This is a genomic window from Deltaproteobacteria bacterium HGW-Deltaproteobacteria-18, from assembly GCA_002841885.1.
Lineage (GTDB): Bacteria > Desulfobacterota > Desulfovibrionia > Desulfovibrionales > Desulfomicrobiaceae > Desulfomicrobium.
Map to the genome: position 1 here is coordinate 56,359 of PHBE01000012.1, position 20,810 is coordinate 77,168.

Annotated in this window: 19 protein-coding genes and 2 pseudogenes; 11 read left to right on the top strand and 10 right to left on the bottom strand. The window is 56.4% G+C overall.

Going from position 1 to position 20,810, the window contains the following annotated elements; all coding sequences use genetic code 11:
- A complete protein-coding gene (locus CVU60_12150; GenBank protein ID PKN41190.1) occupies nucleotides 1-921 on the bottom strand; it encodes a tat (twin-arginine translocation) pathway signal sequence in 921 nt (306 codons plus the stop codon).
- Between the two features lie 360 nt (nucleotides 922-1,281).
- Here CVU60_12150 and CVU60_12155 point away from each other — a divergent pair, with 360 nt between their 5' ends.
- Nucleotides 1,282-1,746 carry a hypothetical protein gene (locus CVU60_12155; GenBank protein ID PKN41191.1) on the top strand — a complete coding sequence of 155 codons (465 nt, stop codon included), beginning with the start codon at nucleotides 1,282-1,284 and terminating at the stop codon, nucleotides 1,744-1,746.
- Between the two features lie 115 nt (nucleotides 1,747-1,861).
- On the opposite strand, the gene CVU60_12160 is transcribed toward CVU60_12155, so the two are convergent.
- Together CVU60_12160 and CVU60_12165 are read right to left on the bottom strand one after the other, a co-directional pair.
- Nucleotides 1,862-2,182: a branched-chain amino acid ABC transporter permease gene (locus CVU60_12160; GenBank protein ID PKN41192.1), complete on the bottom strand. Its 321-nt coding sequence runs from the start codon at nucleotides 2,180-2,182 to the stop codon at nucleotides 1,862-1,864.
- Nucleotides 2,175-2,912 carry a branched-chain amino acid ABC transporter permease gene (locus CVU60_12165; GenBank protein PKN41193.1) on the bottom strand — a complete coding sequence of 246 codons (738 nt, stop codon included), beginning with the start codon at nucleotides 2,910-2,912 and terminating at the stop codon, nucleotides 2,175-2,177. The genes CVU60_12160 and CVU60_12165 overlap by 8 nt, the downstream gene beginning before the upstream one ends.
- Before the next feature lie 270 nt (nucleotides 2,913-3,182).
- On the opposite strand from CVU60_12165, the gene CVU60_12170 reads away from it, so the two are divergent.
- The 5 genes from CVU60_12170 to CVU60_12190 all read left to right on the top strand — a co-directional run bounded on the left by CVU60_12170 (nucleotide 3,183) and on the right by CVU60_12190 (nucleotide 8,882).
- On the top strand, nucleotides 3,183-3,632 hold the full coding sequence (locus CVU60_12170) for a (2Fe-2S)-binding protein (GenBank protein PKN41194.1): 450 nt from the start codon (nucleotides 3,183-3,185) through the stop codon (nucleotides 3,630-3,632).
- A gap of 9 nt (nucleotides 3,633-3,641) precedes the next feature.
- Nucleotides 3,642-5,795 (top strand): hypothetical protein, encoded by a 2,154-nt coding sequence (locus CVU60_12175; protein ID PKN41195.1) that lies wholly within the window; start codon nucleotides 3,642-3,644, stop codon nucleotides 5,793-5,795.
- 488 nt (nucleotides 5,796-6,283) lie between these two features.
- Nucleotides 6,284-7,603 carry a hypothetical protein gene (locus CVU60_12180; GenBank protein PKN41196.1) on the top strand — a complete coding sequence of 440 codons (1,320 nt, stop codon included), beginning with the start codon at nucleotides 6,284-6,286 and terminating at the stop codon, nucleotides 7,601-7,603.
- Between the two features lie 67 nt (nucleotides 7,604-7,670).
- The gene (locus CVU60_12185) at nucleotides 7,671-8,531 is read left to right on the top strand and encodes a hypothetical protein (GenBank protein ID PKN41197.1); all 861 of its coding nucleotides are present in this window, start codon (nucleotides 7,671-7,673) and stop codon (nucleotides 8,529-8,531) included.
- A gap of 45 nt (nucleotides 8,532-8,576) precedes the next feature.
- On the top strand, nucleotides 8,577-8,882 hold the full coding sequence (locus CVU60_12190) for a glycoside hydrolase (GenBank protein ID PKN41198.1): 306 nt from the start codon (nucleotides 8,577-8,579) through the stop codon (nucleotides 8,880-8,882).
- Between the two features lie 141 nt (nucleotides 8,883-9,023).
- On the opposite strand, the gene CVU60_12195 is transcribed toward CVU60_12190, so the two are convergent.
- On the bottom strand, nucleotides 9,024-10,559 hold the full coding sequence (locus tag CVU60_12195; GenBank protein PKN41199.1) for a hydrolase: 1,536 nt from the start codon (nucleotides 10,557-10,559) through the stop codon (nucleotides 9,024-9,026).
- A 442-nt stretch (nucleotides 10,560-11,001) separates the two neighbouring features.
- On the bottom strand, nucleotides 11,002-11,181 hold the full coding sequence (locus CVU60_12200; protein PKN41200.1) for a hypothetical protein: 180 nt from the start codon (nucleotides 11,179-11,181) through the stop codon (nucleotides 11,002-11,004).
- A 32-nt stretch (nucleotides 11,182-11,213) separates the two neighbouring features.
- Here CVU60_12200 and CVU60_12205 point away from each other — a divergent pair, with 32 nt between their 5' ends.
- Together CVU60_12205 and CVU60_12210 are read left to right on the top strand one after the other, a co-directional pair.
- Nucleotides 11,214-11,735 carry a protease gene (locus tag CVU60_12205; protein ID PKN41201.1) on the top strand — a complete coding sequence of 174 codons (522 nt, stop codon included), beginning with the start codon at nucleotides 11,214-11,216 and terminating at the stop codon, nucleotides 11,733-11,735.
- Between the two features lie 319 nt (nucleotides 11,736-12,054).
- Nucleotides 12,055-13,140, top strand: a complete 1,086-nt coding sequence (locus CVU60_12210; protein ID PKN41202.1) for an epoxyqueuosine reductase — start codon at nucleotides 12,055-12,057, stop codon at nucleotides 13,138-13,140.
- A gap of 117 nt (nucleotides 13,141-13,257) precedes the next feature.
- On the opposite strand, the gene CVU60_12215 is transcribed toward CVU60_12210, so the two are convergent.
- The gene (locus tag CVU60_12215) at nucleotides 13,258-13,821 is read right to left on the bottom strand and encodes a methyltransferase (GenBank protein ID PKN41203.1); all 564 of its coding nucleotides are present in this window, start codon (nucleotides 13,819-13,821) and stop codon (nucleotides 13,258-13,260) included.
- A gap of 263 nt (nucleotides 13,822-14,084) precedes the next feature.
- Between CVU60_12215 and CVU60_12220 the strand changes: the two genes are divergently transcribed.
- A complete protein-coding gene (locus CVU60_12220; GenBank protein PKN41204.1) occupies nucleotides 14,085-14,612 on the top strand; it encodes an inorganic pyrophosphatase in 528 nt (175 codons plus the stop codon).
- Between the two features lie 172 nt (nucleotides 14,613-14,784).
- Here the strand turns inward: CVU60_12220 and CVU60_12225 are convergent, their stop codons facing one another.
- Nucleotides 14,785-15,036: a hypothetical protein gene (locus tag CVU60_12225; protein ID PKN41205.1), complete on the bottom strand. Its 252-nt coding sequence runs from the start codon at nucleotides 15,034-15,036 to the stop codon at nucleotides 14,785-14,787.
- Nucleotides 15,037-15,339: 303 nt separating this feature from the next.
- On the opposite strand from CVU60_12225, the gene CVU60_12230 reads away from it, so the two are divergent.
- Nucleotides 15,340-15,792 (top strand): iron-sulfur cluster assembly scaffold protein, encoded by a 453-nt coding sequence (locus CVU60_12230; GenBank protein PKN41206.1) that lies wholly within the window; start codon nucleotides 15,340-15,342, stop codon nucleotides 15,790-15,792.
- 279 nt (nucleotides 15,793-16,071) lie between these two features.
- Here the strand turns inward: CVU60_12230 and CVU60_12235 are convergent.
- Nucleotides 16,072-16,802, bottom strand: a pseudogene (locus tag CVU60_12235) (DUF599 domain-containing protein).
- Between the two features lie 182 nt (nucleotides 16,803-16,984).
- Nucleotides 16,985-18,043: a YeiH family putative sulfate export transporter gene (locus tag CVU60_12240; protein PKN41207.1), complete on the bottom strand. Its 1,059-nt coding sequence runs from the start codon at nucleotides 18,041-18,043 to the stop codon at nucleotides 16,985-16,987.
- 82 nt (nucleotides 18,044-18,125) lie between these two features.
- Here CVU60_12240 and CVU60_12245 point away from each other — a divergent pair, with 82 nt between their 5' ends.
- On the top strand, nucleotides 18,126-19,049 hold the full coding sequence (locus CVU60_12245; GenBank protein ID PKN41208.1) for a LysR family transcriptional regulator: 924 nt from the start codon (nucleotides 18,126-18,128) through the stop codon (nucleotides 19,047-19,049).
- A 1,223-nt stretch (nucleotides 19,050-20,272) separates the two neighbouring features.
- Here the strand turns inward: CVU60_12245 and CVU60_12250 are convergent.
- A pseudogene (locus tag CVU60_12250) lies at nucleotides 20,273-20,679 on the bottom strand (IS3 family transposase).
- Nucleotides 20,680-20,810: the final 131 nt, after the last annotated feature.

Below are 20,810 nucleotides of genomic sequence, written 5' to 3' on the forward strand. Positions count from 1 at the left end.
TCAAAGCCTGATGCGTTTGATGGACAGTGCGCCAAGGTCCATGCTGCCCAGGTTCATCTGCGACGCAAGCTGGATATGGCGGACGGCTTCGGGCTCGAACCCGAAGAGCTTCGCGGCGGCGGCATCGGCCGCGACCGGATCCGCGGATACGACGAGCGCCTGCATCTGCACGACATCTGCGGCGGACACGCCGCGCGGCCCGTTCTGTTTCATGACGTTGTAGGCGTCCACCACGGTGAGGGTAGGCCTGCGGTACGAAACGAAGTCCGCGATGCACTGGTGCAGGTCGTTGCGGTGCCAGTACCCGCGATCCCAAACCACGCCCATGAGGTTCTTCATGCCGACCGTGAGCATCGTCGAACTGTGATGCTTGAGCACCGGGACGTTGATGAGCACGTCCGATTCAAGCAGCAGCCCGTGCACCTTGACCTCGGTGAGCCGTTTTCCGCCCGGCACCGCAACCCGCTCGTAATAGCCCTCGCTGTTTCCGGGGACCATCTTTCCGCCGGCGTCCCGGACCGCCCTCTCGATGCCGCTCGACCTGTAACTCTGCGCCCACGGGTCACAGGTGTGGTCGAAAACGGACACCTCCCGGGCCCCGGCCTGCAGGCAGTGCTCCACAATGCGCCTGACGAGCGCCGGATTGGTGTTGGCACCGCGTTCCGGGGTCACGTCCCAACCGATGTTCGGCTTGACCACGACCCTGCTGCCCTTGGGAACGAAGGCCTGCATGCCGCCAAGGGAGGCCATGGCCTGGTCGAACATCGCCCCCGGTTCCCCGCCGCGCACGGCCACGAGGTCGTATGCCGGGGCGGTCGAGGCATCGGCGGCCAGCAACTGCGAGTAGCCACCCAAGGCCACCGTGGACCCGACGACAATGCCTCCCCCGATCACGTTTTTAAGAAAACGACGACGATCCATAATCCTCCCTGTCCGCTTCATGACAAAAAACTCCACCTGCAGACATCGGATACGACAAAAACCAGCACCTTGCCAAACGCTTCGGCCACGTATCGGGAGCACATGCCGCACTCACGCGGCCAGATGAATGACAGTCCGTTTCACGGACGAACCTGCCCGCCACCGGATAATGCAGCCCTGTCGCGGCCGCGAGTTGTACCGTACAGAGAACAAACTAAAGCAGCCGTCGAAGATGTCCACGTCACGAAAAAGCACATCTCTCTGCGCCAGCTGGATTCACGCTTCCGACCCGGCATTTTGCTTGTGCCCGCCACTCCTCCCGGGTTATTGGATGCAGCGATTCAAACTCAAGGAGAGACCATGAATATTGACTGCATGAACTGCAAGGCCCGCATTGATTCCTTCGAACTTCTCATGACCCGCAGCGCAGACCTCGCAGACATCCGCCTGGCCACGGACAAGTGGACCCTGAAGGAGATGGTCGCGCATCTGATCGACTCCGCGTCCAACAACCACCAGCGATTTGTCCGCCTGCAGCTCGAACCGGTGCTCGCTTTCCCGAAATATGACGCCGAAGAATGGAAAAACGCGACCAAAATCACATCATTCGACTATGCGATCCTGGTCACCCTCTGGAAGACTTACAACGCCCTGCTCATGCACCTGATCGAAAACATGAACCCGGCAACTCTGAGCCACGTCTGGAGACGCGAAGACAAGGACATCTCCCTGGAGGCGCTGATCCACGACTATTTCGGGCACATGGATCTGCACCGGAAAATGTTCGAGGAACGGGTGGAAGAGATCAGACGATTAGGGAAATGAAGTCGGGACGAATATTCACGTGTTGAAGCTGGCCGCTGAAGATGGAAAACGGCGACGGAGCAACGTAGTCAAAGTCAAACGCTCTATGCATCTGCTGCAATCCGTTTTCCACACGTCACGGCAGCACGACAAGAAAGAGCTGCAGCATGGCCAGCCCTGTGGCGATGGTCAGCAGCATGTTCCTCGTCTTCCAGGCCACGAGCATGGCGCACAGCCAGGCCAAGAGCTTCGGGTGCAACACGTTTGCGGCCCCGATAGCCGGTCCGATGACCTGCGGCGCGATAATGGCGGACAGGGCTGCGGCCGGGATGAAAGGCAGAATGGCACGCAGCAGGGCCGGGACCTGCCTCTTGCCGAAGATCAGGGAGAAGGCGTGACGCAGCAGAAAAGTTGCCGCTCCCGCAGCCAATACAAGAATCCATATGTTTTCAGGCATCGAGCACCTTTCCCGTGGTGACGCGCTGGTACGCGAAACCGGCCGCGATGCCGGCCAAGGCCCCCGCGAAGAAGCCGAGGTTGTGCGGCCAACCGCTTCCGAGCACAGCCACCACCGCGGCGGTCAGGGCCGCCGCACGGAACTGCGGCCTGTCCAGCAGCGGCACCACCAGCACCGAGAAAGTCAGGGGCAGGGCGAAGCCGAGTTCAAACCGGGCCGGGATGGTCTCGCCCAGCACCGCGCCCAGGCACGCCCCCAGCTGGTACACGCCCCACATGGTCGCGGCGGCCCCGAAGTAGAAGTACACGCTCGTGCCGCCCTCTCGCGTGCGCTGGTCCACCATGGTGAGACCATAGGCTTGGTCCGAGAGTATGTACGAACCGAACAGACGGCGAAAGAGGCTCAGACCCTGCAGGTGAGGCGCCATACCCGCGCTGTAGAGCAGAAACCGGAGATTGATGACGACGCCAGCGGTCAGGACCAGCAGCATGCCGCTGCCGTCGCCCAGCATGTCGTACATGACGAGCTGCGCGGCGGCCGCATAGATGATGAACGACGCGGCCACAGCCTGGAGCGTGCTCATGCCGCAGGCGACGGCGGCCACGCCGGTGACCATGGCGATGGGGATGACGCCCAGCAGCACGGGCAGGATGGCCCTGGCACCTCGCAGAAACTCCTTCCGGCCGTCCTGCCCTTCGGGACGCGTCCCGCCGTTTCTGAAATCCGTCAAAATTTTCTCCTTCAGTACATTCCCTGCCTCACCGACACGACTACAACGCACAAGTCGTTCTTGGTGGATTTGTCAACGGAAATAGCGAGCAGCGGACTACATCGGATAAGACTTGAGCGGCATCCCTGACAGCCCTGTTTCCGGACGATCGCTCCTTCAAATCAATGCATCCATGTTTGACCGCATTCGTGACTTGGGCCTATAGGACCAATACGGTTTGCGGCGGGTCGTGACCTGCCGGTCCGGGTACACGACGAACAGGGAGGCCACATGATATCCTTGAAAGTGAACGACACGGTCCATGAAATTGACGTGGACCCGGATACGCCCCTGCTGTGGGTGCTGCGCGACAGCCTGGGGCTGACCAGCGTCAAATACGGCTGCGGCGAGGGTGCCTGCGGCATCTGCACCGTGCTGGTGGACGGACACGCCGAGCGGTCCTGCGTCATGCCCGTGGAGAGTGTCCAGGGGAGCGAGATCCTGACCATCGAAGGCCTGCCCGCCGAGCACCCCGTGAAAGTGGCCTGGACCGAGGCGCAGGTGCCCCAGTGCGGTTACTGCCAGACAGGCATGATGCTCAGGGCCGTGGATGTGCTGACGGGCAATCCCGAACTCTCGGAACTGGAGATGGCCGAGGCCATGGACGACATGGCCTGCCGGTGCGGGTCGCACCCGCGCATCATCCCCGCCATGCGCCGGGCCGCGCAGAAGATGAAATAGGAGGACGCCATGAGTGAAGACATGTCCAGACGATATTTCATCCGGAGCGGACTTCTTGTCCTGGCGGCCGCCATCACGCCTGGGGCCATCGTGCTTCTGAACGTTTCTCCAGGGACCGCCGGGCCCTTGCCGTCCTTTCGCCCCCACGCCTTCGTAGAAATCGACGCCGACGGCTCCGTGACCGTCTGGGTCGGACAGACGGATCTGGGTCAGGGCACGCACACCGGCATCGCCATGATCGCCGCAGACGAACTCGACGCCGACTGGGAACGCGTGCGCACCAGGATGGCCCTGGCCGCCGAGCCCTTCAAAGATCCCGAATGGGGCATTCAGGCCACGGGCGGCAGCACCAGCATCCGTCATCGCTGGGACATGCTCCGCAAGGCCGGGGCCGCGGCGCGACTGATGCTCCTGCGGGCCGCAGCCGAACAATGGGGGCTGGACCCGGCCACATGCACGACCAGGGCAGGCAAGGTTTTTCATCCCGACGGCCGCAGCGTCGGGTACGGTGACGTGGCCGCAAAGGCGGCCAAACTTCAGGTCCCTTTGGACCCTCTGCTCAAAAATCCGGACGACTACGTCTTCATCGGTACTCTCAAGCGGCGACTGGACATGGAGGACAAGGTCCAGGGCCGCACCGCCTTCGGCATCGACACGCGGCTGCCGGGCATGTGCGTGGCAGTACTGGCGCATCCTCCCCGCTTCGGTGCCAAGCCGCTGGCCTTTGACGCCGACGGCGCCAGGAAGATACGGGGCGTGCTGGACATCGTCCCTCTGGACAATGCCGTGGCGGTCTGCGCCGAAACGACCTGGGCGGCCATGCAGGGGCGCGATGCCCTGAAGGTGACCTGGAGCGAGGGCGACCGTCCGGACCTGAACGACGAGGCCATCACCGCAGAGCTGCAGGCCAAGCTCGACGGTTCCGCCGCCGTGGCCGAAAACACGGGCGACGCGGCCAAAACCCTCTCCGAAGCCGCCACGATTGTCGAATCGGTCTACTCCGTACCTTACGTGGCCCATGCCCAGCTCGAACCGACCAACTGCACGGCCCACGTGGAAAAGGACCGCTGCCGCGTCTGGGCCCCAACCCAGGGGCAGACCTCGGCCCAGTCCGAGGCTGCCAGAATCTGCGGTCTGCCGCCCGAAAAGGTCGAGGTCATGACCACGCCCTGCGGCGGCGGCTTCGGGCGTCGCGGCGAAACCGAGGTCGTCACCGAGGCGGTCAGCCTGTCCAGGGCCATGAACCGCCCGGTCAAGGTCGTCTGGACGCGCGACGACGAGTTCGCCCACGACTTCTTCAGGCCAGCCAGCATCTGCAGGATCAGCGGCGGGCTGGACGAAGGCGGCAACCTTGTGGCCTGGTCGCACCGGCTGGTCGCGGCGTCCATCATGTCCCGCCTGTGGCCCACGGCCGTCCGGAACGGCGTCGATCCGACCTCCGTCGAAGGCGTTCAGGGCATGCCCTACGCCATCCCCAACCGTCGCATCGAATACGCCATCCCCGACCTGCCCATACCCGTGGGCTGGCTGCGCTCCGTGGGGCATTCCTACAACTGCTTCACCGTGGAGTCCTTCATGGACGAACTCGCCCACGTGGCGGGCAAGGATCCCGTGGCGTTCCGTCTGGGTCTCATGGACAAGGGCTCCCGCCCTCACCGCACCCTGTCCCTGCTGGCCGACAAGGCCGAATGGGGCGGCCCCGTGCCCGAAGGCCGGGCCCGGGGCGTGGCCCTGACCGAGTGTTTCGGCTCGTCCGTGGCCCAGATGGCCGAGGTCTCCGTGGACCGCAAGACCGGTGCCATCACCGTGCACAGAGTCGTCTGCGCCGTGGACTGCGGGACGGCCGTGTACCCCGACGCCATAACCGCCCAGATGGAGGGCGCTGTGGTCATGGGCCTGAGCATCGCCCTGAACGAACGCGTCCGCTTCAAGGACGGCGGCGTGGCCACCCTGGGCTATGGCCGCTACCGCCTGCTCGGCACGCGGGAGGCCCCGGTCGTGGAGGTGCACATCGCGGAGAGCCGCCACCCCGTCGGCGGCATCGGCGAACCGGGCCTGCCCCCTGTGGCACCGGCCGTGGCCAACGCGGTCTTCGTCGCCACGGGCGTCAGGCTCAAGGAAATGCCCTTCAGCCGCGAGGCGCTGAAATCGGACTTGGCGTAGGCTTTGCCTTTGCCCGGGACAGGCTCATCCCCCCGGCCGAAATGTAAGTGTTTGTAAAATCCGACAGAATGCCTGCATCGGATATCATGACCTTTTCCGCACCAATCGTCGTATTGCAGACATCGTCCTTCGATGCCTGCAATACGACGGGATCATTCTTTATAAGACGTGTCTTAATATCCTGAAACAGAACCCCATACTGGAACTTTCCGAGCAAACCGGAAGCGACAGAGTCCTCCGTTCAACCAGAAAATGGAGTTTATCTCTGCTGCTCGATACGTATTCTCACGTATTCTTCGCTCTCTTCAACTCATCACTGCTCCCAATTCAACGCCACGCGGCATTCGTCTAAATTCGAATGCTTCTATGTTTTCAAGCTCAAATTGAATAAAATTTGATGGCACGGCCCATTTTTGCATCAGCCCGAAGACATTGCAGAACATTCGTTGCATCGGTCTATCAAAAAACAGCCGTCGACAGGAGCGTGCATGCGTGATTTCGAGAAATCCAGGGCCCAGTTTCTCGCCGAACTGCACGGAACGCGGCAGAAGCTGGCGGAACATGAGACCGGCACGACGAGCCTTGAAGAGACCGAACGAAAGTATCGCGCCTTGCTGAACTCCTTCCGCGTAGGAGTGGCCGTCTTTGACCGCGACGGGAGCATCATCGAGTCAAGCGGGTTCGCGAGCACCTTGCTGGGAATGCCCGGCTCGGAGCTGCCCCCCCGCAACAGTGATGGGGAGCAAAGGGTGATCATTCGTCCCGACGGCTCACCCATGCCGCCCGCAGAGCATGCCTGCATGCGGGCCCTGCAAGAGAACCGCCTGATCGAGAACGTCGAAATGGGCGTCACGATACCGACCGGCGGGGTTACCTGGGTCAACACCTCTGCCCTTCCGCTGCGCCTGGGAGATGCCGACCTTGTCGTCGTCACGTTCTGCGACATCACCGAACGCATGCAGGCGGAGCGCATGCTGCGGGAGAGCGAGATAAAGTTCCGCACGCTGTTCAATTCCCTTCCCATGGCCACCATCATCAGTTCCCTTGAAGACGGAAAACTTCTGGAAGTGAACGATGTGTTCGCGCGGAGCATGGGCTATTCCAGGGAGGAAGCCCTGCAGAAAACCACGGTCGATCTGGGAATATGGACCAGCCCGGAGCACAGGGCGCGTTACGCAGCTCTATTGAAGCAGTACGATGCCGTACGGAATTTCGAGACGGTGCTTCGCAGGCGGGACGGAAGCCTCGCCACGGTTCTGATCAGCGGCGAACTGGTCGAGATCGCCGATACGAAGCGGATCATCACGGCCGGTCTGGACATTACGGAGCGTAAACGCCTGGAGGAGGACCTCACCGCCACCACCGCCCGTCTCCAGGACATGAACGTGGCGCTGCGCGTAGTCTTTGAACAGCGCGAGCAGGACCGCCTGGAAATGGAACGCCGCGTGCTCGACAACATGCGCATGCTCGTGACGCCGTATCTGGTTGCCGTACGCGGCGAGAACCTTTCGTCACAGGCTGCGCACAATCTGGACTTCGCCGTCAAGGCTCTTGAAGACATCACTTCCGGTTTCGCCCGCATCCTCAATGATGAATACAGGACGCTCACCGGAAACGAAATCCGGGTCGCGGACATGATCCGCTCCGGCATGACCAGCAAGGAGATCGCCGCCGCGCTCGGTTTGTCCGTGACCACGGCGAACTTCTATCGTGCGTCGATCCGGAAAAAGCTGGGTCTTGTGGGCAAGAAGGTTACTCTTGGCGCATATCTGATGACCCTGATGGATGAAAAGACAAAAATGCGATGACAGTATTTCCCCATGATGCAACCTTTATTCAATTCGTATTGCCCTCACCTTCGTTCTCAGTATTTTCTTGTTCATGAAAAGTCCCGACCGGGAGTTTCCGCCAAGCGGACCTGCGTCAGTATTCCTTATCAAGGGGGCGAACATGAACAAGTCAACCAGAACACAAACACAGACAACACTTGAGCCGCCCGTCCGGCATGACGTCCAAAATCCCCGGAACAGAAACGCCCGGTCGACCCGGATAGGGATCGAAGAGGCGGACCGCATCACAAAGCACAATCTCCTGACCCCCTTAAGTTCCGTCATCAGCCTGTCGCAACTGTTGCTCCTTGACTCGGACCTGACCCAGAGACAGCTGGAAACAGTCAGGCTGATAACGGTTTCGGCTCAGAGGATGCAGGACATGATCCTCCTTTCCCAGCGCCTGTTCCTGATGGAGGAAGGACGCTACGAACTCAGTCCTGTCGCCGTCGATCTGGCCCGGATTCTGTGGGACATCTGGACCGAAATGGAAAGCCTGCTGAGTCGGCGAAACGTGTGCCTGGAGCTGGAACGGGAAGGTTGGCCGCTGATATGGGACGACCCGTTCATGGTCCAAGGAGAGACACTTCTGTGTTATTCGGTACTGGCCAATCTGATTCGGAACGCCATCGAGGCTTCGCCCTGCGGAGACGGGGTGACCGTATCCCTTGAACGGTTCAGCGGGTGCTATGTCATCATCAGCAACTCAGGCGAAGTGCCGGTCGAATTGCGGGACGTATTTTTCGAGAAGTACGCCACATCCGGCAAGAAGGGGGGCCTGGGGCTTGGGACCTATTCGGCCCGGCTGATGGCCAGGGCCATGGGCGGCGACGTCGAACTGGACTGCTCGAGACCCGGCAGCACCACTGTCCGCGTCTGCTTGCCCTGCAATGGGTCAGCCCTTTGAAGCATGCCCAAACGGCCTTGAGCCGACAAACCAAAGGAGGATAATATGCCCATCACCAAGAGTTACCACAAATCCAAACCGGTCTGCAGGGTTGATTTCACGTTCGATGGCGAAGAGGCGCAGTCGGCCTCAAGCGTCTCCCTGGCAGGCGACTTCAACGATTGGAACGTCACTGCCACCCCCATGACGAAAAACGAGAACGGCTTCGAATGCAGCATGGATCTGTCCGCCGGGCGGCAATACAGGTTCCGCTACGTCGTCGATGGGCAGGATTGGCACAATGATGTCCAAGCAGACAGTTACGAATACAGCGGGATCGGTGACAGCATGAATTCGGTGATCTCGGTCTGAAATATATGACGGTGCGATGCGATGCCGGAAAAGGGGCCTTGCAGCGTGGTGGCTGCAAGGCCCCTTTCTTCTTTCATCCAGGCCTGACGTGCCTGAATATGAGAGCTCAATCGAAAATAGAGAGTTGGCTCTCAAAACAGTTTACTCTCCGCCTTTCCAGCGCAGCTCGTAGAGGTCGGTCCTCCGGCTTGCGACGTTGCGCACACTGCCCTGAGTGCGCAGTTCCTTGAGCAGATCGAGATCGAGGTCTGTGATGAGCGTGGTCTCGATGCCCGGAGTCACCTCCGAGGCGATGGCGTCATGGGGGAAGGGGAAGTCCGACGGGGTGAATATGGCGGACTGAGAGTACTGAATGCCCATGGTTTCAACCTTGGGGATGTTGCCCACGCTGCCGGAGATGGCCACGAAGCATTCGTTCTCGATGGCCCGGGCCTGTGCGCAGCGGCGAACGCGCAGATACCCGTTCTTGGTGTCGGTCCAGAACGGGACCAGCAGCATCTTCATTCCCTTCATGGTCTGCAGCCTGGCCAGTTCCGGAAATTCCACGTCATAGCAGATGAGGATGCCGATCTTGCCCACGTCGGTTTCAAAGACCTTGAGGCTCTGCCCGCCCGTAAAACCCCAGTGCGCATCCTCTTCCGGGGTTATGTGCAGTTTGGCCTGGCTGTCCCAGGTGCCGTCGCGCCTGCACAGGAAGCTGACGTTGTGCAGGGTGCCGTCCTCCTGGACCTGAGGCACGCTGCCGGTGACGATGTTGACGTTGTAACTCAGAGCCATCTCGGTCATGGCCTGGCGCATGGGCTCGGTGTATTCCGAGAGCTGACGCATGGCATCGATGGGATGCATGCCTTCGTACATGCGGATGAGCGGCGCGTTGAGCAGTTCGGGAAAGAGGATGATGTCCGCCTTGTAGGCGCTGACCGTATCCACGAAAAATTCCACCTGCTGCATGAAGTCGTCAAATGACTCGAAGCGACGCATTTCCCACTGGACCACGCCGAGACGGGCGATGGACTTGGTGCGCCCCACCAGTCGCGTCTTTTTTTGATAATAGATGTTGATCCATTCCAGGAGCACCGCATTGCCCCGGGATTCGTGATCGCCCGGCCAGTAGTCGTCGAGGAGGTTGCGGACATGGAAATCGTTGGACATCTGGAAGGTGAGCACCGGGTCGTACAGTTCGCGGCTCTTGACCTTGAGGATGTACTCCTGGGGGGTCATCTCCTTTGAAACCTTGTGATATCCGGGAATGCGCCCGCCCAGCAGGATACCCTTGAGATTGAGATTCTCGGCGATCTCCTTGCGTGCGTCATAGAGGCGCCGTCCCAGCCGCATGCCCCGGTATTCCGGGTCCACGAAGACCTCGATGCCGTAGAGATAGTCCCCCTCCGGGTCGTGGGATTTGAAGGTGCCTTTGCCGACGATCTGGTCATAGGTGTGCTGGTCGCCGAAGAGGCTGAAGTCGATGATGACGGACAGGGCGACAGCCACGATTTCCCCATTGTCCTCGATGCAAACTTGTCCTTCTGGAAAAATGGTAGTCAGCAGGGCAATCTGCTTGTGCGTCCACGGAGTATCGAGACTTTTGTAGACCCGCTTGTGGAGTTCTCGCAAAGCTTCATAGTCATCTATGGAAAGATGCCTTGTCTGTAATTTATGTTCAATTTCTTTTGTCATGCATTTAGTCCTTGTGCATTATTTGGATATTGAAAATATATAAATTTTTCTATAAGATTATTATCAATATCATATAAGAAAAGAAAAAAATTGCAAGTTTAATATATGCTGCGATTGCGGAGTTTGCCAACATCCCAGGAGATGTATTGGAAAATCAAGATGAGTTATCCGACACAGATCATGGGATTACTGGATGCATCTACCTAAAACATTTTGATTTGAAATTGCACAAAAAAGGGGACGAGTTCGTCGTTGAATTATGTGTGGATCATGCAAAAATGACTATAACCAGAAATTAAAACCAGGCTACAAACCGTATTTCTCTGAGCCCATACAAACACCCTGCTCACCGCATATTCAAAAATTACTTTCTGGAGAGAAAGCGCGGACAAGGAAGATATTGCATGCAAAACCGAAGTGTTACAACATTCATCAGCATAAATCACCCCTGAATCCGTTTTTCGGATCTTTCCTGCGTTCTTGATGCCAGTAAAGTCAAAAGCAGCCTCATTTTCCGCACCCTTTTCTTCCGGGAAAAAATTTGAGAGGCATGGGAAGAATGATCGCTGACTGCTGGAAAAATCAAAACTTGCAGGCCGCTGAAAAAATGGCGGCCCGCCATGCCCATCATCCGTCAACATACCGGAGTTCAAGATGAAATTAAAAGACCAAAAAGTCCTGATGTTTGTGGAGCACATCTTTGAAGACATGGAACTTCTCTATCCATACTACCGCCTGATCGAAGAAGGCGCCGAAGTGGTCGTTGCCGGGCCTCAGGCGGGAGTCGTCTACACAGGCAAAAACGGGTATCCCTTCAAATCCACTGCCGCCATTGCGGACCAGCAGGCAAGGGACTTCGACCTGCTTGTCGTTGCCGGAGGGTTCGCCCCCGACAAGCTCAGACGTGACCCCAAGGTCCTGGAACTTACCCGCGAAATACACGAAGCAGGGAAAATAGTCGCCCACATCTGCCACGGCGGATGGATTCCGATCTCGGCCGAGATCATGAAAGGCTTCACCTGCACATCCACCCCCGGCATCAAGGATGACCTGGTGAACGCCGGCGCTACGTGGGTCGACAGGGAAGTCGTCGTGGACCGGAATCAGATATCCTCACGCAAGCCTGACGATCTGCCTGCATTTTGCCGCGCCATCATAGCGCAGGCCGCAAAATAGGCCTGCCAAGGCTCATGGGGCAGATAAACTGGAATATGATGGGGGTATCAGAAAACTTCAATTGAAAACGGTTTGAGAAACTGGCTTCGCCACATCTTGGTGGCAGAAAGGTCAAAAGCAGGCTTGAGCGATTTTGCTCTGTTATCTTGAAATGTTCTGCTTGGTTTCAGACATCCCCCCTTCCTTTGAAAGGTGAAACGATCATTACGCTGCGGCCGGGTGTGCTTGCATGCAAAACAAGGCAATATGCCTGTTTGACATCGCATCAGACTCGTAAATCCCTCAAGCCAGGAGAAAACATGCTCGCAAAGGAGATCGCATGACGAATTTGAACTCTTTGGTGCTTGAGTTCGCCAGGCTTGAAGGGGCCGCAGCGGTCGGTATCACCACCAAGGCGACCCTGGCAGGCGGGCCGCCTTCGGTCGATCTTGATTACGTGCTTGGTGGCGCTCGCTCGGCAATCACTTTTGCCGTGGCGATGGATGCACGCTGCATCCCTCCCTATCTGACGAAAGAGGACCGCCTCTGGTTCGAGCAGGAGGTAATGCAGGCCAATGTCGCAGCCAGCGGCATTGCCCTGCACCTTTCGAACTACTTGCGAGGCAAGAAGCATCGGGCTGAGCCTGTTGCGGCAAATCTCGTTTTTCGACCTTCCGGGAAACCCGGCGCCACGTATGATCCGACGGCGCCGGTCTATCCTGATCTGTCACATCGATATCTGGCCGTTCAGGCGGGGCTCGGCCATCTGGGGCGTTCCGGCAATTTGATCATGCCGGTGCATGGAGCCGCGGTCATACTCGGGTCCGTGGTCACTGATGCAAACCTCCTCCCTACTCCGCCTCTGCCTCCAGAGGACAACTACTGCGACGACTGCGGCCTGTGCCGGGCCGCGTGCGTGTCCGGATTTATGGATTTCGGCAGCGATGAACGAGTCACCATGGGCGGCGAGGAGTACACGTACTCAAAACGGCGCAACCTCGCCCTCTGTGATTTGGTCTGCGGTGGCTATACCGGCCTCGCCAAGAACGGAAAGTGGTCCACATGGTCGCCGGGACGGTTTTCAATTCCCGAAAAGCTGGAAGACATTCCGGCTGCCTATGAGCGTATCACCAAGGCTCATGCGCAGTGGCCGCTTCCTCCGGGCGGGCGGCTTTTCTACTATTCCGATGTTATCCACCGCATCGCCTGCGCCCATTGCCAGGCAATCTGCGCCCCGACCCTTGAAACGCGCAAAGCCCGATTCCGCATGTTGCGGGAATCCGGAGTGATCGTACAGAACGAGGACGGCAGCCTTGAAAGGGTAAGCCCGGAAGAAGCGAAAAAGCGCCTTGAATCAATGGCGCCAGAGAGAAGAAGGCTCTACGAAGACGACGCCCCCGTTTCAATGGAAAGTCAGTCGGATTAGGATACTGTGGCGCAACCTCTTGCCACAGTCCGGATTTCGTGTCTGAACCCCGACTTCGCGAGAAGTGAGCGGTCCGAAGTTTCCCAGCAGGTCAACCCCATGCAGGACAGTGACCGACTATATGCGAGAAGCTTTGAGCACCTGAATCCGTGCTGGAGGGATGTTGCTCCAGACATATTCATGCGCGTGTTCGTAAAAACCATACTTGAGAAACGCATCGGCACCATTCAACGCATACGTGAACTGAACCACAATCCCTTGGGGAGCGAGGACAGAATGCCACTGCTGTGTGATTGAGAAAATCTTCCTTTCGGAAAATGAACGGAACGGCAGACATGACACAATGATATCGACCGGAAGCGCCGGAATAAGACAGGATAATTCTGATGCGTCTCCGCAAACGATGTTCGCTTCGGGGAATTTCCTGTTCAGATGACTGACAAAATTTGTCGAACGCTCGACAACCCATAACTGTTCCACTTTATTCATCCGTGCCCACAAAGCTTGCGTGACTACTCCGGTACCCGCACCCAATTCAACGACCAGTCCTTCCCCCTGAGGCAACCACGCTGACATCCGTCGTGCGAGTCTGTGCGCACTCGGCAAGATTGCTCCCACCGCATGCGGGTTTTTGAATAACTCCCGGAAAAACAAGAAAAACGGCTCAATTTGCTTTGACATGCGGCCCCTACCTTATGAGAAATCTCCGCTGTTCTCAAACAGGAAGCAAGAGCGTGGGATACCCTTATCCGATCAGGGCGTGCGCAGGTCAATACATGCACCCTGCAGGACAAGCAAAAGGCCAGGACGAGGCATTTTGTACAGCATTCTCACGGACGACAATTGATTATTTGAACCAGAGGAATTAAGGCTCAAAACAGTGTGGAAGTCTGGTGTTATTCGCCAATATAATTGGACAGATGTAAAAAACAGGAGATTTGACCATGGATTACAATGCCATTTTGACGCCTTATGCGGATGGACAGATCATCAACGTCGTCATCGAGATTCCCAAGGGTTCTTCGCACAAGGTCGAGTTCGACCGGAAAAGAAAAATCATGGTTCTGGACCGGGTTGAGCCTGCAATCTTCGCAAAGCCGGTCAATTACGGCTTTATCCCGGCAACCCTGGATGACGACGGGGATGAATTGGATGTTCTCTTTGTCACCGACGAGCCCATGCCTACCGGAGTTGTTTCTGAAGCCAAGGTTCTTGGTGTATTGGAATTCGAAGATGACAGCGAAATGGATCACAAGGTGATCTGCGTCCCTGCCGACGATCGGAACACCGGAAACCGGATCGCAACACTGGACGATCTGGGCGAACAGTGGAAAAAACAAATTACCCACCATTTCTCTCATTACAAAGATCTCAAGAAACCTGGCACGACCAAAGTGATTGGGTTTGGCAATGTCGCCAAGGCCCATGAAGTTATCAAGGAGTGCATTGAACGTTGGGATAAGCAAAAATAGAGTTTAACAGTCGTTGACTGTTACGACATTTGTATTCGAAAGCGCCTGCTCCGCGCGTCAAACAATTCGTTGTCACGCAAAGAGGAGACGCTTTTTTTAATACTGTCTGCGAGATGACTCCTGCCGCTTGAGTAAAATGATGCCTTGAAAAATTTCCTGGCCGGGATAAGCCTCAAAAAAATCTTCTGTATGGAATCATCCAGCAAAGACAGGACACAATCCAGACAACACTGCCCGAAACAGTCAAAAAATCACCATTCTGCACTCCGGATACGATAAACAAGACGCCGGACAGGCAAAAGCCGGACAAAGCGAGCAACTCCAGCTTCCAGTCTTTAGCGTATTTCTCGTTTGCTGCTTCCTTCTCGCTCTTGAAGGCACTTTTCTTGAAATCAACTTTTCGATTATCTGATGTGTAATTCATGAAAGCACCTTACAATAGACAATGCCAAAAGTCATTCCTGGGCGCTGCTTCGTATTGAAGCAACGATCTTCCGACTCTGTGGCATGTACAACCACGATCTGATCGCTCTCGGGATCAACCTATGGAACAGCCAAAAGCTGACTTGGTCCCTTTTCTGTCTTTGAGAAGGTATTTCTGACCATTTTGGTATATGTTCAAGTCTTTGGTAACTGGTGTTGCCGAATTTCGGAGGGGGTGTTACCAGCTCGCATTGGTCTGTTCCCAGCGGGAACACATGGAATCACTCAGCAAACGGACGTGACAATGCCCAGTTTTGACGACATCGTGAATGAACTTCAGGGAAAAATTTTTGACGAAGCGGTTCAGGCCTACGGGCAGGCCGGGTTTGAACGCTGGCGCAACAAGCCGTACCACGGCCGGCCAGCCAAGGCCGAGTACATGGGCGTATCCATCGGCACGTGCGGCGACACCATCCGCATCTTTCTGCACATCGAAAACGACCGGGTCTGTGACGCGGGTTTCGGCACCGACGGGTGCGGTTCCAGCCAGATCAGCGGGTCCATGGCCGCGGAATTGGCTGTGAACAAGACCTGCGAAGAGGTGGCTGCCATCACGGGCGAGACCGTACTGGAAGCCCTGGGCGGAACGGACTGCATGCCCGAAGAAGACCACCATTGCACCCGGCTGGCCGCCAACGCGCTGCACGAGGCTCTGGGAGATTACTACTCGAAGACGCTGGGCACGCGAGAACGCTGAAGACTCTACGTCCTGTCTGGCGGGTTCTTTGGAAAATGGCTTGAGACTGTTGAATCTCAAGCCATTGCTTTCAGATGGTGGGGCCTGATTCTGTGTTGCTTGTGCCTCAAATTCTTTGGACACGTACTTGGACTTAATCATCAGCCTGTGCAGGCCTGTGACTGACGTGGCGTTTCAACAGTATTTCAGGATCGACCAGATAGGTCGAAATTATTCAATATTCGGGATCTGAGCTCATTTCAGTGCGTTATGATTTCCACATCAAAATTCGAAAAACCACTATTTTATGCTCGGATTAATATTATGCGGACAGGATGTTTGCTTGAAGAATTCTGACAAAAATGTACAGTCAAGTTTTGGAGTTCTCTCAATCACAAACATTACATAGACAAGGACAATGGTTGACACCAGCATGAACAGTGGGCCGAAAAGCCAGAACACAAGGGGAACGAGATAATAATACGCGCGCATGCCGATGTAGAAATACGTTCCAGCCTTGCTAAGCTGCATGGCGACAAACGTTATCGATGTGCCGTAGTTCCCGTCTGTTATCGGTGTATTGATGATGAATCCCACATGACTGAACAACCGGATCGAAAACGAAAAACTGAAAAAAGCGATGAAGAGATCCCCCAATATCACGATCATCTTCAGCGTCATTGTATTTTGCGTCGTTGATCCGTACAGGTTCAACATATGCCAGGCATCTCCCAACTTATCCGCCTGCCCGGACGGGTAAGCACTCCCACGGCAAGCAGTATCGCCGTTGAAGCAAGAAACGTGGCTGCCATTGTAGAATTACGCAGCGTCTGTACGGCTAGTATATCCCTCTTTTCTTCCATGATGTTTACAACCCATCCTGTTCTTGCCAGCTTCGTTGCTCCATAGAGCGAATAAATAGGATTTATTTTTAGCTTCCACGATAAAAACAAATGGTAGAATGAAAAAAGGCCTATGGATATGGCAAGACAAATGATATCGAGATAATATGGCTCTATCAAAACATTCATGCTATGCAACCTCACGGGACGGAATACCGAAAATGACGGTATCTGAATTTTTACTTAAAAAATTTTCATTGAATTTATCGTCATGCCTTCAAATTCTATGCCTTAACTGTTCAAAACAGTCTTTCAGTTCGTATTTTTCCTGGCAAAGCGTCTGCTCTCATCAAGATTTTGCGTCCTCATGCTCAAACAGTGCATGTGACGAAACGGGTGATCCAGTATCCGCCAACCATAAGCCAAACCGCAAGGATACCTGCCAGCACGAAAGGCTTGAGGCCGACGACTTTGACCTTCTCGATACTTGTCTCCATCCCAAGCGCACACATAGCCATGGTCAGGAGGTAGATGTCGAGAGAGTTGATAAACCGAACAACAAAGCTGGGGATGACGCCAGTGGAATTGATGCCGATGCACAGCACGAACAAAAGAGCGAACCAGGGAAATGACCTTTTGCCTGCTTCCGCGTTGCAGTCGTCCCTTGCGTGATCCCGGTCAGGGAAATACGTGATGAAGAGACCAACAAGAATCAAGAGCGGGGCAAGCAACACGACCCGGAGCATCTTCACAATGACGGCAATATTGCCTGATTCGTGAGAGATTGCGTTTCCAGCCGCCACAGCGTGAGCGACTTCATGCATGGTGGAACCAACCCAGATGCCGTACCCGGAGTCCGTCAGGTGCAGCAGCCCGTTGCGATAAAGCAAGGGATACGTCAACATGGCGACTGTGCCAAAGACCACTACGGTTCCCACAGCGATGCTGCTTTCATGCGACTTGGCGCGGACCACGGGCTCTGTTCCCAAGATGGCGGCAGCCCCGCATACTGAACTGCCTGCAGCAGTCAGCATGGCCAGGCGTCTCGACATGCCGAGCACCTTTGTTCCCACCAGCGTACCTCCCACAAAAGTCAGGCTGATAATGACAACATCCGCGATGACACCAGGCATGCCCACTGACGCAAGGTCCTGGATCGTAAGCCTGAACCCGTAAAGCACAATGGCGGCACGCAGCAGATTGCCGGACGAAAACAGAATGCCCGGAACCCAATTGTCCGGCAGGTGGGACCGCAACGTGCTCCCGTATACCAAGCCCATGGCGATGCCGATGATCAGCGGACTGATTCCGACAGCCTGCACGACGGGGAGTGAAGAAATTTGCGATGCGGCGGAAGCAAAAAGAGCAACAAACAGGACGCCATTGATAATTTTAAGTGAAGAAGAGAAATCTGCATTATCGACATTCATAAATTCTATCCCGCCTTATTATTGAATTAATCGCCAGATAGTCCCGTCTTGACTTTTTCGCAAACGGGAACAGCTTGTGGCAATGACAATAATAAATTATCAATCACCTATGAATCTCAGAAGCTTTGAAATTTTTTTGGCGTTGGCACGCACGCCGAATATGCGCGAAGTGGCGTCCCGCCTGTATCTCACACAGGCGGGAGTCTCGAGCGCGTTACGCGGAATGGAATCGGAGTTGGGAGTGGCGCTGTTCGATCGCGTAGGCCGCAGCATCCGTCTCAACGAAAAAGGACGCCTGCTGGCCTCTCGTCTCGCGCCCCTGTACCGACAACTCGACGAAAGTATTCATCTTGTGGTGGCGGACACCATGGTGGGTGATGTCCGCATCGGCGCATCAACGACGCTTGCCGACTATGTCCTCCCGCAAACACTCTACAACTTCAAAATTCAACACGAATTGGTGAACATCTCCGTTGTGTCCGCCAATACCCGAGAGGTAGTGAGACGAGTCGCAAACGGCGAGCTGGACATGGGATTCGTCGAAGGCGAGGTGCACGATATAAAAGTCCGGACAGCGGTACTGCACGAAGAAGCCCTAGTCGTGGTCACATCCGACAGAAACCTGGCAGCAGCAGGCCCCTATCCGCTCAAGGAGCTCATGGACAAGAAATGGCTGATTCGACAAGAAGGATCGGGCACAAGGGAAACTTTTCTGCAGCAAGTCATGCGCCACGGGCTCACTCCTCATATTTTCCTGGAGTTTAGCAACAACGAGGCCATCAAAACTGTGCTGCACAATCCCGAAACGCTGGTCTGCATTTCCCCGCTGGTGGTGGACACCGAACTGCGGCACAAGGAATTCTTCATTGTTCCGATCGAAGAGACAACCTTCACTCGTTTGTTCATGCGGGTAATGCACCGAGAGAGACCCCCCTCTCCCTTGATGCAGAGCGTGACGGAAGCCTTGAGCGACAATCTTCACCAGATCATCCCAAATCCACAGTAGACCCGGGAGTGATACCGGAAAATTTGCAGGAGCCTTTTTTGCGGGAACTCCGCTCGAAGAAATTGGGGTCAAGTCTGCCTTTGACTTATGTGTGGATCATTCAAATGCGACTATCACAAGAAGCTGCTCTCAGGCCTCAATCCGTATTGCTTGATTCCACCCAGGCACCCTGCGCTCCGAATACTCAAAAATTACTTTCCGGGGACAAAGCGCGGATTAAGACGATATTGCAAGTCAAATCTTTATCTTACAATTTCCGACGGCAGAAATTACCTGCGATGTATCGGTTTGCGGATTTTCCCCGCAGTCTTGATGGCAGAAAAGTCAAAAGCAGACTCGCCCCCCCTTTCTATTCAGACATGCCTGCCGCACCATCTCTCAATGGCCTCGCGCATGCCCTGCGGCTGCTCAGTGGGAATCCAGTGTACGGAGTCGAGATGCTCGACCCGGCAGTCCGGAAGCTCTGCCAGGCACCTGACGGTGATCCCCGGGTCGCCAAACATTCCGCCACTGGACAGCAGGGACAATGCCGGCGTGGCGATTTCCGACAGATCGGGCAGCGGATCCGTCACGGCCAGAAGGTCCTGTATGTAGGCCACGGTGGGAAGGATGCGCAACTCGTGATGGGGCGAGGCGTAGCGATCCGTTGGGAAGGAGCCGCCGGCCATGGAGGCGTAGGCGGCCTGGTCGAGGATTTCGAGGTCCAGGGATGGCAGGGTTTTCCGGTGGATGCCGGCGGCCGCCAGGGCCCTGAGGGATGGCGTCACGGCGGCCAGCAGAGGACGCAGGTGCAGGACGTGTTTCATGCGGCCGGTGATGGCGGCGCGGAACATGGGCTCAATGAGCACCAGCCCCGAGACGAGACCTGGTTCAAGCCGCGCGAACCACAGAGCCAGGTTGGCGCCCAGGCAATGCCCTACGACCTCGGCCGGCCCGGTCGCCTCCGAACGCAGGATTCCGGCCAGGTCCGAGGCCCACACACCCATGCCGATCCTCCCCCTCCACACGGAGCCGCCATGTCCGCGCAGGTCCATGCGCAGAATGTCCCAGCTGTCGACCAGGCGCGTCTCGTCCAGAAACCTCCACCATCTGGTCATGTTGCTGGCCACGCCGTGCAACAAGACCAGAGTTCGCCGCGGCTTCCCGGCCCCGGTCAGACCGTAGGCGATGCGCGCCCCGTCCGGTGCTGCGTATACCTTGCGTACCTCCATGGCATCTCCTCCAAGGATCGACGAATCATCTCTCGGTTTGGGCTCATACCGGTGCACCGTCCGGCTAAGGCCCAGTGCCGCGCATGCCTGACGTTCACTGAAGCCATGCTCACTGTGCATGTAATCCGCTAACTCGCGCTTCTCGGCTGGCCTCAGAGCTTTTTTGTGATGACGTCCTTCAAGGCCTCGTTTTCGAGACTGAGATTGGCGAACATGCGCTTGAGCTTGCTGTTCTCTTCTTCAAGCTCCTTGATCCTGCGGATATCCGAGGCCTCCATGCCGCCAAACTTGGCCTTCCACTGGTAGTAGGTGGCCTGGCTCACGCCGTGTTCGCGGCAAATATCGGCAACCTTGCGACCGCCATCGGCTTCTTTCAAAATCCGAATGATCTGACTCTCCGAAAATCGAGACTTCTTCATCTTGCCCTCCGTGAGGCAATCTTTACCAGAAATCTCTATTTTTCAATGCCCCTGTTTTACGGGAAGGCTACAAGGATGAGGCAGCCCATAAATGACGAACGTACGTTGCCTCATTCCGCCGCATGCGGTAT

Bases quoted from the DNA above. Each gene is read 5' to 3' on its own strand.
- CVU60_12210 (PKN41202.1), top strand. From the start codon at position 12,055: ATGACGAATTTGAACTCTTTGGTGCTTGAGTTCGCCAGGCTTGAAGGG.
- CVU60_12240 (PKN41207.1), bottom strand. From the start codon at position 18,043: ATGAATGTCGATAATGCAGATTTCTCTTCTTCACTTAAAATTATCAAT.
- CVU60_12175 (PKN41195.1), top strand. From the start codon at position 3,642: ATGAGTGAAGACATGTCCAGACGATATTTCATCCGGAGCGGACTTCTT.
- CVU60_12220 (PKN41204.1), top strand. From the start codon at position 14,085: ATGGATTACAATGCCATTTTGACGCCTTATGCGGATGGACAGATCATC.
- CVU60_12170 (PKN41194.1), top strand. From the start codon at position 3,183: ATGATATCCTTGAAAGTGAACGACACGGTCCATGAAATTGACGTGGAC.
- CVU60_12180 (PKN41196.1), top strand. From the start codon at position 6,284: ATGCGTGATTTCGAGAAATCCAGGGCCCAGTTTCTCGCCGAACTGCAC.
- CVU60_12150 (PKN41190.1), bottom strand. From the start codon at position 921: ATGGATCGTCGTCGTTTTCTTAAAAACGTGATCGGGGGAGGCATTGTC.
- CVU60_12155 (PKN41191.1), top strand. From the start codon at position 1,282: ATGAATATTGACTGCATGAACTGCAAGGCCCGCATTGATTCCTTCGAA.
- CVU60_12160 (PKN41192.1), bottom strand. From the start codon at position 2,182: ATGCCTGAAAACATATGGATTCTTGTATTGGCTGCGGGAGCGGCAACT.
- CVU60_12190 (PKN41198.1), top strand. From the start codon at position 8,577: ATGCCCATCACCAAGAGTTACCACAAATCCAAACCGGTCTGCAGGGTT.
- CVU60_12205 (PKN41201.1), top strand. From the start codon at position 11,214: ATGAAATTAAAAGACCAAAAAGTCCTGATGTTTGTGGAGCACATCTTT.
- CVU60_12225 (PKN41205.1), bottom strand. From the start codon at position 15,036: ATGAATTACACATCAGATAATCGAAAAGTTGATTTCAAGAAAAGTGCC.
- CVU60_12230 (PKN41206.1), top strand. From the start codon at position 15,340: ATGCCCAGTTTTGACGACATCGTGAATGAACTTCAGGGAAAAATTTTT.
- CVU60_12195 (PKN41199.1), bottom strand. From the start codon at position 10,559: ATGACAAAAGAAATTGAACATAAATTACAGACAAGGCATCTTTCCATA.
- CVU60_12215 (PKN41203.1), bottom strand. From the start codon at position 13,821: ATGTCAAAGCAAATTGAGCCGTTTTTCTTGTTTTTCCGGGAGTTATTC.
- CVU60_12245 (PKN41208.1), top strand. From the start codon at position 18,126: ATGACAATAATAAATTATCAATCACCTATGAATCTCAGAAGCTTTGAA.
- CVU60_12200 (PKN41200.1), bottom strand. From the start codon at position 11,181: ATGGCGGGCCGCCATTTTTTCAGCGGCCTGCAAGTTTTGATTTTTCCA.